This window comes from Hungatella sp. SL.1.14 (assembly GCF_024460495.1).
Taxonomy (GTDB): domain Bacteria; phylum Bacillota; class Clostridia; order Lachnospirales; family Lachnospiraceae; genus Hungatella; species Hungatella hathewayi.
Genome location: NZ_JANFYJ010000010.1, coordinates 129,313 through 141,741, shown reverse-complemented (window position 1 = coordinate 141,741; position 12,429 = coordinate 129,313). Strand labels below are relative to the sequence as shown.

The 12,429-nt window shown below is 46.8% G+C and carries 10 protein-coding genes; 9 read left to right on the top strand and 1 reads right to left on the bottom strand.

Features of this window, described 5'->3' with window-relative positions; genetic code table 11:
- Positions 1-53 precede the first annotated feature (53 nt).
- Positions 54-893 (bottom strand): AraC family transcriptional regulator, encoded by an 840-nt coding sequence (locus tag NE473_RS12970; protein WP_022031529.1) that lies wholly within the window; start codon positions 891-893, stop codon positions 54-56.
- 218 nt (positions 894-1,111) lie between these two features.
- Between NE473_RS12970 and NE473_RS12965 the strand changes: the two genes are divergently transcribed.
- The 9 genes from NE473_RS12965 (at position 1,112) to NE473_RS12925 (ending at position 12,206) form a co-directional block, all read left to right on the top strand.
- Complete coding sequence (locus NE473_RS12965; protein WP_055649056.1) at positions 1,112-2,428, top strand: ABC transporter substrate-binding protein; 1,317 nt, start codon at positions 1,112-1,114, stop codon at positions 2,426-2,428.
- Between the two features lie 67 nt (positions 2,429-2,495).
- Positions 2,496-3,383, top strand: a complete 888-nt coding sequence (locus NE473_RS12960) for a carbohydrate ABC transporter permease (RefSeq protein ID WP_055649057.1) — start codon at positions 2,496-2,498, stop codon at positions 3,381-3,383.
- 12 nt (positions 3,384-3,395) lie between these two features.
- Entirely contained in the window at positions 3,396-4,226 is an 831-nt protein-coding gene (locus tag NE473_RS12955; protein ID WP_022031527.1) for a carbohydrate ABC transporter permease, read from the top strand.
- 74 nt (positions 4,227-4,300) lie between these two features.
- On the top strand, positions 4,301-6,388 hold the full coding sequence (locus tag NE473_RS12950; protein WP_055649058.1) for a glycoside hydrolase family 36 protein: 2,088 nt from the start codon (positions 4,301-4,303) through the stop codon (positions 6,386-6,388).
- A 37-nt stretch (positions 6,389-6,425) separates the two neighbouring features.
- Positions 6,426-7,772, top strand: a complete 1,347-nt coding sequence (locus tag NE473_RS12945; protein WP_081034794.1) for an MFS transporter — start codon at positions 6,426-6,428, stop codon at positions 7,770-7,772.
- A gap of 412 nt (positions 7,773-8,184) precedes the next feature.
- On the top strand, positions 8,185-8,376 hold the full coding sequence (locus NE473_RS12940; RefSeq protein WP_055649059.1) for a hypothetical protein: 192 nt from the start codon (positions 8,185-8,187) through the stop codon (positions 8,374-8,376).
- 265 nt (positions 8,377-8,641) lie between these two features.
- Positions 8,642-9,340 (top strand): hypothetical protein, encoded by a 699-nt coding sequence (locus tag NE473_RS12935; RefSeq protein ID WP_242866053.1) that lies wholly within the window; start codon positions 8,642-8,644, stop codon positions 9,338-9,340.
- A 524-nt stretch (positions 9,341-9,864) separates the two neighbouring features.
- On the top strand, positions 9,865-10,872 hold the full coding sequence (locus NE473_RS12930) for a LacI family DNA-binding transcriptional regulator (RefSeq protein WP_055649060.1): 1,008 nt from the start codon (positions 9,865-9,867) through the stop codon (positions 10,870-10,872).
- Between the two features lie 164 nt (positions 10,873-11,036).
- Positions 11,037-12,206 (top strand): ABC transporter substrate-binding protein, encoded by a 1,170-nt coding sequence (locus NE473_RS12925; RefSeq protein WP_055649061.1) that lies wholly within the window; start codon positions 11,037-11,039, stop codon positions 12,204-12,206.
- The last annotated feature ends 223 nt before the right edge of the window (positions 12,207-12,429 follow it).

Genomic DNA, 12,429 nt, shown 5'->3' with positions numbered 1-12,429 from the left:
GTTATATATTGAGAAGATAATGTCAAGAGAAAAAATTTCGTATTAAATCCCGACTATTTATATCTCTTCCGATACTCCGAAGGCGACATCCCATACTGCTTCTTAAACAACAGATAGAAGTTCTGCCTGGAGTTGATTCCCACAAGCTCATCAATATCGCTGATCGGAGTATCAGAATAAAGAAGAAAGTACACGGCCTTTTCCATGCGGTACTTAGTCAGATAATTCCAGATCGTAAGCCCCGTCTTTTCGCGGAAGATTTTTTGAAGATAGACCTTGTTAAGCGCCACATACGATGCGATCTCATCGATATTCTCAATGGAAAAAAAGTGATAGTTGATATAGTTTTTTGTCTGCTCCACATAAGTATCTGTGGGGCTTTTTTCAGCGGAAAGAAGGCGGACGACCTCGATCAAAGCCTTGTTGACCAGAATATTTAAGTAATAAGGGTCTTTTTTGTTATTGGTTTCATTGCAGATTTCCTCGAGCAGGTGAAAGATATTTCTCGCATTCTGAATTACCAGGCCGGTATTTAAGTTCTGAAAAAATGTGCCGAGGCAGGGATAGGCCTGGACGAGAGCAGACAGAGTGCCGATGGAAGGCGTAAGCTCAGACTGATAGTAATTAATGCTCATGTTGATGCAGGAGTCCGGGGAAATCAGCTTGTGGGGCGTGTTTCCGTTGACGATCATCAGGTTTCGTTTTTTCAGATTGTAAATCTCTCCGGCAATATCGTAATAGCAGGTTCCCTCTACAATGTAATTAAATTCAATGGACCCGGCCGGATGCTGATGGTAGTCCATATAATATTTCTGCCAGTTCATATAGCAGATTTCCTCTGGAAGAAGGACACAGTCCGGGTTGGTAATTTGATAAGCGTTTTCGTATGCCATGGCAGATTCTCCTTTTCCTCTCGATCGTCCGAATAACCGTCTCATCCTATCCTACCGCATAAATTCCCAACTGTCAAAAAAATGTAATAAATAATAGCTTCTTAATAGAAAAAGACCTTATTTTAAATGGTAGAATCATCCATGGATTCCGTGTATATTAATACGTGTAAAGCAGTAAATCAAAGTAATAAATAAAAACAATTTGGAGGGCGGTTACTATGAAGAAAAATTTGGCAGGACTTTTTGTGGCGGCGGCAGTGGCGGTATCCTTATGCGCGTGCGGTTCGGGCGGAAGCGGCAGTACAGCTGCAGAGAAGACCAGTGAGGCGGCTGCGGGGGCGGCGGCCGGAGGGGGAGATTCGGTTACACTGACCTATGTCACATGGAATGAGAATCAGCGGGGGCAGATTCAGGATACCATCGACGGATTTCAGAAGCTTTACCCGAATATCAAAGTAGATTTACAGATTACCCCATGGGGAGAATACTGGACGAAGCTGGAGGCCGCGGCAACCAGCGGGAATATGGCAGATATTGTGACCATGCATACCAACGTAGTTGCAAAGTACGTAAACGGCGGCAAGCTGGCGCAGCTCGATGATTTAACTCAGTACGATGATACCTTCAGCTACGATAATTATCCAGAGGGAGTCACGAAGCTGTATACATTCGGCGATGCCCATTACGGAGTGCCGAAGGACAAGGACTGTGTCGTGCTCGTATACAATAAAGAACTGTTCGACAAAGCGGGGGTAGAGTATCCAAACGCGGACTGGAACTGGAACGACGTGGAGGAAGCCGCGAAGAAGCTGACCGACAAGGAAAACGGCATCTACGGATTTGCCGCATACAACCATGACCAGGAAGGATGGGGAAACTTCCTGTATGAAAACGGCGGCAGTATTATCGATGAGACCACTCACCAGTCGGGACTGGACAAGCCGGAATCTATTGAGGCGATGGAGTGGTATATGAATATGAATGCCAACTATTCTCCTTCCAATGAAATGATGGCGGAAGTCAATTACATTGAGTTATTTGCAACGGGAACGGTTGCCATGCAGACCTTTGGCAACTGGGAACTGAGCTATTTCACCGAAAATGAGCTGGTAAAAGATAAGTTTGCCATTACACAACTTCCTGCAGGTCCTTCCGGCATCAGGGCAACACAGATGAACGGCCTCGCGCTGTCTGTTCCCAGTGACTGTAAAAATATGGAAGCGGCCAAGAAGTTTGTCGCTTACGCAGGTTCCAAACAGGGGATGTCAGATTCTGTTAACGGACCGGCCATTCCGGCATTTACGGGGGTAGATGCAGACTGGGCAAAGGCACATGAGGATTTATACGATACCGGCGCTATTTTAAAGAGCATGGATTACGGGGTACAGTTTGTAGGAACGGAGAGCAAGACAAGATGGTCCGAGGTCATGAATACTTATGTGGCGAAAATCTTCAACGGGGAAGCGAGCGTCCAGGAGGCGTTTACACAGGCTGCGAAAGAGATCAATGAAATTCTGGCAACGGAGAAGAAATAACAGAAATCCGTGAATCCGGGGCTGCTGTCAGCTTTTAGCAGCCCTTTCTTTCTCAGGGGGAGGCAACATGAATAAACGAAAATATAAAAACTATCTATGGGGCTACTTCTTTGTCGCGCCGACAATCATAGGATTATTGATTCTCAATATCTATCCGATCTTCAAAACACTTTTGCTGAGCTTTTCAACCAGCACAGGTTTTGAAGAGTATGTGTTCAGCGGTCTGAATAATTTCGCACGGGTCTTAAAGGACCGGGAGGTCTGGATCGGACTTAGAAACACGCTTATTTTCTCCGCTGTTTCCGTACCGGGCGGTATCTTTATCAGTCTGCTTCTGGCATGGCTCATGAGCAGGGAGATCAGGGGAAGAAGCGTTTACCGGGTTATTTATTTTACTCCCATGGTGGCTGCACCTGCGGCCGTCACCATGGTATGGGCCTGGCTTTACAACTCGGAATTCGGCTTTTTGAATTATGTGATCAAGAGTCTGGGCGGCGCGACACATTCCTGGCTGCACGATCCGAAATATGCGCTGATGTCGGTGATTATTATCGCCATATGGGGCGGTCTGGGGCAGCAGATTATCATTCTGATCGTGGCCATCACCAATGTGCCGAGAGTCTACTATGAGGCGGCGGAAATCGACGGGGCGGGTGGTTTTGTGAAGCTGTTTAAGATTACCGTTCCGCTCATTTCACCCAACGTTTTCTTCCTGACCATAACGGGCTTTATCGGCTCACTGACACAGTTTGACTTGATTTACATGCTCTATAATGCCAACACGTCAAAAGCCATGGACTCGGTCAGGACGATCATGTACCAGTACTACAGGCAGGCGTTTGTCGTACAGGATAAGCCGTATGCATCGGCAATTTCGATTGTTGCGCTGTGTCTGATTCTGATTTTTACCGGGCTTCAGTTTGTGGCGCAGAAGAAAATCGTACATTACGAATAGGGGGGGAGTAAAGTGGAAGCAAACAATAGTAAAAAACACGTGGTAACCCATCTTCTTCTGATTCTGGGCAGTATTGTGATGCTGTTTCCATTTATCTGGATGATTTTATCTTCCTTTAAAACGGTTGGAGAACAGATGTCCATTCCCATGAAGATTCTTCCCGGAAGCTTTGGATATCTGGAAAATTATAGGCAGGCACTGGAGGCGGTTCCGTTTCTGCGTCTGTATCTGAATACGATACTGATGATTTTGGGACGTGTGATCTGCGCGGTCATATTTTCCAGTATGGCAGGGTATGGATTTGCCAGGATGGAATTTCCGTTTAAAAGGCTGTTGTTTACATTGGTGCTGATGCAGATGATGGTTCCGGGACAGATCTTTATTGTACCTCAGTATATGATGCTCTCGAAGATCAGGCTGTTAAACACGGTGTTTGCACTGATATTCCCGGCCCTGGTCAGCGCGTTTGGCACGTTCCTTCTGCGCCAGCAGTATATGGCGCTGCCAAAAGAGCTGGAGGAGGCCGCCGTGATTGACGGGTGTAATCCATGGCAGGTGTTTACAAAGATCATGGTGCCGGTGACCCGGTCCAGTCTGGCATCGCTGGCGATTTTTACCGCTCTGTTTGCATGGAAGGACTTAATGTGGCCGCTTATCGCCAATAATGATTTAAACCGGATGCCTCTGGCGCCCGGACTGACTGTCCTGCAGGGAATCTGCAACAACAATAAGGGCGCATTGATGGCGGGCAGCGTGATCGCCACGGTTCCCATGCTGCTGTTATACATTGCGTGCCAGAAACAGTTTATTGAAGGGATTGCGCAAACCGGTATTAAAGGGTAAATGATTTGCTGGGAAAATGGCTTGCAGGGAAAATGATTTGCAGGAGAAAATGGGTTTGAAGGAGAAAATTAGACATGAATATTGCTGAAAATGGAATTTACTTAAATCTGGGGCTGAAAAAGGGAGAAGCGGCCAGGCTGCTGCATTTTTCTTCTCATCCCCAGGAGATGGAGATCGGAGATAATGACGCCTCTGTGTACACTCTGGCGGAACTTCAGGCCAGCGGTTTCAATCAGAATGACCATCATGGTCTGAAACACACAGGCAGCAGCCCGTCTCTGCTTATGACGTATGAGAGTCACCGGGATTACCGGAATGCTTACGGAAGAAAACTGGAAGTGATCCAGAAATACAATGGACTGGAGCTGATTACTCATATCCAGTTCTACGACGGAATTCAGACGGTTAAATTTGTCAATGAGGTCGTGAACCATTCTGGGGAGGAGTACGCTCTGGAGTATGTATCTTCCTTTGCATTGACCGGGATCACGGAGCAGACAAAGGGGCCGAGAGACAAAACAGGACTTCTCTATATCCCGCATAATACCTGGTTTGGAGAGGCGCAGTGGAAGAAATATACATTAAATGAGTTGGGATATGATGCGGTAAACTCTTTTTCCATGAAACGGATTGCGGTCACCAACACGGGAAGCTGGGCGTGTGTGGAGCATCTGCCCATGGGCTGCTATTACAATACGGAACTGGATCAGTCCCTGATGTGGCAGATTGAGACGAGCGGATCGTGGCATTGGGAGATCAGCGACATCCGGGGGACGCTTTATGTCCAGGCTGGGGGACCGACGTACCAGGAAAATGGATTTCTGAAAATCCTGAAACCGGATGAACACTTTCTCTCGGTACCGTGCGCGGTATCGGCGGCAAAAGGTGAATTTCAGGAGGCGGTCGCGGAGCTGACGAAGTACAGGCGCAGAATCCGCAGGAAAAATGAAGACAACGAGAAACTTCCGGTTATCTTTAACGACTATATGAACTGTCTGATGGGGGATCCGACGACAGAGGTCTTAAAGCCATTGATCGATGCGGCCGCGGAATCGGGATGCGAGTATTTCTGCGTTGACTGCGGCTGGTATTCCGACGGGCACTGGTGGGATGGAGTCGGAGAGTGGCTGCCCAGCGACAGACGTTTCCCGGGAGGAATCGGGGAAGTGATTCGATATATCCGGGATAAAGGTATGGTTCCGGGACTCTGGCTGGAACTGGAGGTGATGGGAATCAATTGTCCTATGGCTTCCCAGGTCAGTAAGGACTGGTTCTTTCAGAGAAACGGCCGCCCCATAATCGACCACTGCAGGTATCAGCTGGATTTCAGAAATAAAGAGGTGCGGGACTATGCCACAGGAGTTATAAAGCGGCTGGTGGAGGAATACGGCGTTGGCTATATCAAGATGGATTATAATATCGACACCGGCGTTGGAACCGATTACCATGCGGATTCCGCAGGTGAAGGACTGCTTTCCCATACCAGGGCGTATTTGAACTGGCTGGATGAGATTTTTGAGACGTATCCGGACCTGATTATTGAGAACTGCAGCAGCGGCGGCATGAGAATGGAATATTCCATGCTGGCACGCCAGAGCATCCAGTCTGTAACCGACCAGACGGATTACATCAAAATGGCGGCGATCGCGGCAAACTGTGCGACTGCATGCACGCCGGAGCAGGCGGCAATCTGGTCCTATCCGCTGGTGGAAGGAACCGGGGAGGAGACGATCTTCAACATGGTAAACGCCATGCTGTTCCGGATTCACCAGAGCGGTTATTTAGGACAGATTGGAGAGCAGCGAATGCAGTATGTGCGGGAGGGGATCGCCTGCTATAAGAAGATCCGGGAAGATATCCGGGAAGGGATACCCTGCTGGCCGACCGGCCTTGCCTCCATGTCCGACGAATACATAAGCTATGGCCTGGTAAACGGCGGAAAAATGTATCTGGCTGTCTGGAGAACCGGCGGCGAAGGGGAGAAATCATTTGAGATTCCCTTAAAAGGGAATTCCGGTGCGGCAGCCGAGGTTTCCTGCATCTATCCGGAAAAGAAGGAGACCGCATTTACTGTCAATGGAAACTGTTTAACGGTCAGTCTGGCTCCGAAGAGCGCGCGGCTGTTCTTGATAGTCACGGAAACTCGTGAACAGAGCGAGTGAGTGAACAATAACCGAAAGGTTAAGTGAGGTTGGAAATGTGACTGGAAATGTAGTTGAAAACGCATCTGGGGATACTTTTGAGGCTGAGCCCGGGGATCCGCGTGAAAATGTGACCGGGCGGCCGATGAGAAGTAAAAGCAGTATTAACTGGAAAATAAAGTGTATTCTCGGAGGAACAATGCTCAGCCGCAATTATTATCTGTTTTTGCTGGTGCATACACTTTTCCTGATCTTTACGAGGATTCCCGCTATTTTTATCAATACTCTTCTGATGAATCAGACCGGAGATGTAAACTCCACCCTGTTTTATAACGGAGCGATCTTCGCCGCGTGCGCGCTGACGATGTCCTTCTCAGCGCAGATCATGCACAAGACGGGCTGCCGTGTGACGGCCACGGTTGGAATCATCGGTTATAATATCCTTTATCTCTGCTATATCCTGTTTCAGCCCTATGTGGGGACTTACTACATGCTTTTTGGACTTTTTAATGGTATGGCAGACGGCTTTTACTATATCAGCTATGGTCAAATGATTCTGGATTATACAGATGTCACCAACCGCGACAGCGGGATGGGGATCATCAGCACGCTGAGCGCGGGAGTAAACTTAACCGTACCGTTTCTGGCCGGCAGTATATTGTCTGCAATCGGCGGTGTGAAAGGGTATGTGGCGATATTTATACTGGCTTTTGCCGTTGCATTTCTTGCTATGGCTGCTGTGTTTAAACTGCCCGGAGCGCCAGAGAAGGAGAAGAAAAACGTGCGGTATGGGGCATTTCTCCGGCTGATGGGTGAAAATCGCCAGATTTTCTATGGACTGCTGGGGGAGACTTTAAAGGGGATAAGGGAAGGAACCTTTATGTTCATTCTGAACATTATTCTGTATCAGCTCATTAAGAGCGAGTTCCTGATTGGCTGTAATTCTCTGCTGACAGGTCTTGTGTCGATCGTGTCCTTCTGGTTTATGAGCCATACCTTCCGGCCGGACAACCGGCGTAGATTCATGCTTCTGGCTGTTATCGGTCTGACTGGAATTACGATTGTCTGCTACTGGTTCCTGAATCCGGCCATGGTGATTCTGTTTGCGGTGGTGAATGCGTTCCTGGCCGGTATGGTTGAGATCTCCTGTTATACTACGTTTTTCGATGTTTCACAGAGCGTGAAGTCGATCGAAGATTTTTCGCCGGAGCTTCTGGCGTTTCACGAGATATTCGTGGTTGCCGGGCGGTGTATCGGCCTCGGAGCATTTGCGTTTATTAATACGGTATCTGGGGCCACGCTGAAGGCCCAGATATTTAGTCTGCTGCTGTTGACACTGGTGCAGTTTGGGACAGTATTTATGTGCAGGACAGCGGTAAGGGAAGCCGTGAGAACGGCGGGATGAAGAAAAAAATTCCTGGGTGATTCAAAATGAGAGTGAAAATGGATTGCTTTACAGGGAGAAAAAGGACTGACTGTCGTTTGGGTGAGAGACATTCAAATACGGTCGGTCTTTTTGTTGGCGTCGGACTGGCCATCAACGGTAACAGGGGAGTGAGCAGTAACACAGGGGACGTCAGGTAGGGGCATTCATACAGTTTTCGTATTGTTTTTTTGTAAATACCATGTTATATTCCAAGTACGCATTTTCTTATGCGTTACGAGTTCTTATGTCATATATATGGCATCACGGCATGTCTGCCAAAGCATTCACAAGTGTTTGGAAATAGGTAAGCGGAAGGAGTGGTCTGTCTATGAAATGATTGCAAAAATCTGTTGTAAAGTACTAACTGTTTGAGTATAATGGAGGTATAAACGTGGTAAAAGTTAATAAAAAGTATAAAGACAGATTATTTCGCATGGTATTTAACCGGAAAGAGGAGTTGCTATCTTTGTATAATGCTGTCAGCCATTCTGAGTATACGAATCCTGAAGATTTGGAGATTCATACGCTTGATGATGTCATTTATATGAAGATGAAGAATGACCTTGCATTTTTAACAAAATAAGCGAGGATTCCCCCACCTCTACAGGTGGAGGGCTGAATCGCCAAAAACAAACTTAACGGCAGTGGTGGGCATATATCCCCCACTGACATGAGGTCAAGACTATCCGACACCGGATAAAAGGCAGCAAAGCTGCCGTGTCATTTTGAATGATATATGGGTTCAAAATGTGGATTGAAATAATTGACGATGTTTTGAATTTGTGGGAACATCAGTCTACCTGGAATCCAGCTGGATAGTCCCCCTCACCTCCGTTCGGCGGAATAGTATGCCGGTTCGTGGAGCTTTCTATATCGTAGAGGAGTACAGAAAGTATATTGAACAGAAGGGGCTGAATCTGTATGGAAGCCGCCTGATTACCCTTCCTGTTCCTCAATTTTATGTATTCTATAATGGCTTGAAAGAAGAGCCGGACTATGTAGAGATGAAGTTGTCCAATGCATTTTCCTCGCTTCATCCGGAATTGGAACCGTGTATGGAATTTAAAGCTATTATGGTGAACATTAACTGGGGGCACAATAAAGGTCTGATGGAGCAGTGTTCTGCTTTGAAAGAATACGCGGAATTCGTGGCCCGAATCAGAGATAGGACGAAAGCAGGAGCAGATCTCCTGGAGGCAATTGGAGAAGTGATTGATTCCTGCATCCGGGATGGGATACTGGCGGAATTTTTGTCATCACACAGAGCGGAGGTGTTTGAGGTGCTGCTGACAGAATATGATGAGCAGAGACATATCGCGAGTGAGAAGGAAGCGAGCAGGGAAGAGGGAATGAAGGATGGATTAGAAATGGGATTGAAGGAAGGTCTTAAGGCTGGACTTCGTAAAGCTGCGATAAATCTATTTAAGCGAGGTATGAGTATAGAAGAAGCCGCAATTATTTGTGAGGAAGATGCCGGTCTTGTAAGAAAATGGTATGAGGAATGGAAATGTTCAATAAATATTAGCAAGGATTCTCCCATCCTCTAAGGTGGTGCGATGAATTGCCAAGACCAAACTTAACGGCAGTGATGGGCGGAGAGTAATCGGTATCCCCCACTGTCATGAGGTCAACAACACATCTATGTAGGATGCAGTCGAACTTCGATAATATACCGAGCGTGGATTGAAACAAGCAGTAGGGGAGAAACAGACAGTAGCAGCCATGCAGAAAATCACTTATTTCTGACTGAAATCCGGAAATAAGTGATTTTTTGCAGCTCTCAGCGTTCAGCCAGGTGGGCATTTTCCCTGAACGAAAAATTCTGCACGTTAAGAATTGCTAATGCCCTGCAAAGTCACAGGAAGCGGAGAGGGCGGCGGCAGAGACAGGCCAGCCTGCGGAGCCCCGGGTGGGGAGTGAACGGTAACGTGTTTATGGTACGCATGATTCATACGTATGCACTTAGGACTATGAAAAATAGTAAAACAGTGATATAATTCTAACAAAAGAACCAGACAGACCATATGTGTCAGTGATCAGCAGTATTTATTATCATTAGGAGGTCAATTACGTGACATCAAAAGAATTCGCTGAAATAATAGGGGTTTCACAATCCACCATATCGAGAGCGTTAAACAACAGCAGCCAGATATCCGCAGAACGGCGTGAGTTTATTCAGAAGAAAGCGGAAGAGTACGGTTTTGTACTGAACAGTCAGGCGAGAAGTTTAAAGACAAACCGCACCGGCACAGTGGGAATCCTGTTTCCAAAGCATTTTATCGGCATGAGCTCTAATCTTGGACTCGCTCATTTATATGACCTGGTACAGGCGGAACTGAGTAAATATGATTATGATGTGATGGTCGTCTACGACGGGGAAAAACAGAATGGTCTTTCCACCTTCGAAAGAATGATTAAGATCGGGAAAGTAGACGGGTTTATCATTTTTCGAATGGAATCCAGTAAAAAAGACTTAGAACTGATAAAAAAATATAAGGTCCCCTGTGTGTATCTGCTTCATGCGGAAAAAGCCGGTTCTTATGGCAGCTGCCTCTCGGACTGCGAATACAGTGGATATCTGATCGGAAAGCTGTTCGGAAAATATACGGAATATAAAAGCATTTACATCAATGTAAAAACCTCTGCAGAATCGAAAACCAGACTGGCAGGATTTAAACGGGGGCTGAAGGAACACGGCGTTGTCATGGATAAAAATGCTGTCTGGCAGAGTGAATTGTCAGTTAAGTCTGCATACGAATGCGTAATCAGCAATCAGGAGACGGTTAAATCGAGAAAATGCGCAATTCTGGCATTTAATGATACGGTTGCCCTCGGCGCCTTAAACGCATGCAGGGATTTGGGGGTAAAAGTGCCGGAAGACGTACAGATTTCGGGCGTTGGCGGTCTGCCCATCATCGCTGAAATTGCGCCGGATCTCACCACTGTGAATGTATTTCACGAGAGAATTGCCTCCATGGGCTGCGAGATGCTCCGTTCCGCGATTATTCATGGTGCCCAGGAGCCAATTCATACTGTGATCAGACCAGAACTTATATTGAGGGGAACGACTCTGCGATAATTCTTTGTGCTATTCGCATAAAAAATCCAGATGAAATGTATTAACTATGACAAAAATGAATAAATATATTGACAATGAGTTTACCGGGAGCTATAATTTAACCATGCAGCAAACGCATACGTATGCGTAAACACACACAAACCCAAAGGAGAGGGAGGATTACAATGGTTAGATTCGGAAGGAAAGTATTGGCGGCAACATTATCGGCTTCTATGGTTCTGGCGATGACAGCTTGCGGTTCCGGGAGTTTAAGTAAAACCACAGAAAAAGCGGCGGAGACAACAACCGCAGCGGAGACTGCGAAAGAAACCACGGCGGGGGATACAGAAGAGCCGGCGGAGGAGACTGCGGGGGCGGTCATGCCGAAAGCATCAGGTGAGAAGCTGGTGATCGGTACTTTGGCAAACTGGGTGGGACTTCCTGCATGGTATGCATATGCAGAAGGGTATTACGATGAAGTGGGACTTGATGTTGAAATCGTAAACTTTGGTTCCCAGGGAACTCTTGTCAACGAGGCGATGGCAGCCGATGAATGTGATATCGCTGTATCCGGTATGGCTTCTGTATATGCATTGTCTACCGGTATGTATAAGTATATTGGTGATGGATGCCTGACGATCAGCGGTGAGACGCTGTACGGCCGGCCGGATGATGCAATTTACAAGGCTGGTGCGGATGCCAATGGTGTCTATGGCAGCCCAGATGTATTAAAGGATGCGGTAATTCTTGGGCCGATGAATACGACAGCCCAGATGAATGCAATTGCATACATGCAGTATTTTGGCATTGATGCGAATTCTTTTACGTTTACAAACCTGGATTACTCCTCTGCACTGGCTGCATTTGAATCGGGTCAGGGCGATTTGATTGCGGTGAATCCTACGTATGCAGCGATTCTTGCAGGCGACGGTTATGTACAGGTTTCTGATTTTACACAGGTGTCACCCCAGGACATTATTGATGCGGTCTATTGCCAGAATGAAGTGGCTGAGGATCGGCCGCAGGATGTGGAGCTTTTCCTGTACTGCTACTATAAAGCATGCCAGGATATGTTAAACAATCAGGATAACAGAGTTGCAGTAGCGTATAAATGGTATGTAGATGAAGGCCTTGATTATAAGGAGCAGGATGTCATTGACGAGTGCAGCCTTAAGAGTTATTTTACACTGGATACAGTGGACAGCGGCGACTATCTGCTGGGAAGTTTTATGAATTATGCTGCAGAGTTCCTTCTGGCCAATGAAAAGGTGACGGAAGACGATGTAGCGAATGTGAAGGCAAGTATTGATAACAGTTTTGTTACTTCCATAAAAAGTTGGGCGGCAGCTGAGTAGTCAAATACTCCGCTGCAGCCGCAAAACGGACGATCCGTGTATCCGGCAGGTACGCTGTTCGTGGAAATAAATCCTTGAGAATCCCGGTCCTTTTAGTTTGAAATTTTTTGCGATCATTAAATTTTACATGAACAGGGCCGGGATTTCTTTGCAATACCGCCGTGGATGATGGCGTACTGACAGGATTAAACTGCAGAAACTTAAGGAGTAATACGCTTGATTT

What these genes read in the sequence shown, in the direction of transcription:
- NE473_RS12970 (WP_022031529.1), bottom strand. Translation starts at nt 893, where the DNA reads ATGGCATACGAAAACGCTTATCAAATTACCAACCCGGACTGTGTCCTT.
- NE473_RS12925 (WP_055649061.1), top strand. Translation starts at nt 11,037, where the DNA reads ATGGTTAGATTCGGAAGGAAAGTATTGGCGGCAACATTATCGGCTTCT.
- NE473_RS12950 (WP_055649058.1), top strand. Translation starts at nt 4,301, where the DNA reads ATGAATATTGCTGAAAATGGAATTTACTTAAATCTGGGGCTGAAAAAG.
- NE473_RS12965 (WP_055649056.1), top strand. Translation starts at nt 1,112, where the DNA reads ATGAAGAAAAATTTGGCAGGACTTTTTGTGGCGGCGGCAGTGGCGGTA.
- NE473_RS12960 (WP_055649057.1), top strand. Translation starts at nt 2,496, where the DNA reads ATGAATAAACGAAAATATAAAAACTATCTATGGGGCTACTTCTTTGTC.
- NE473_RS12935 (WP_242866053.1), top strand. Translation starts at nt 8,642, where the DNA reads ATGCCGGTTCGTGGAGCTTTCTATATCGTAGAGGAGTACAGAAAGTAT.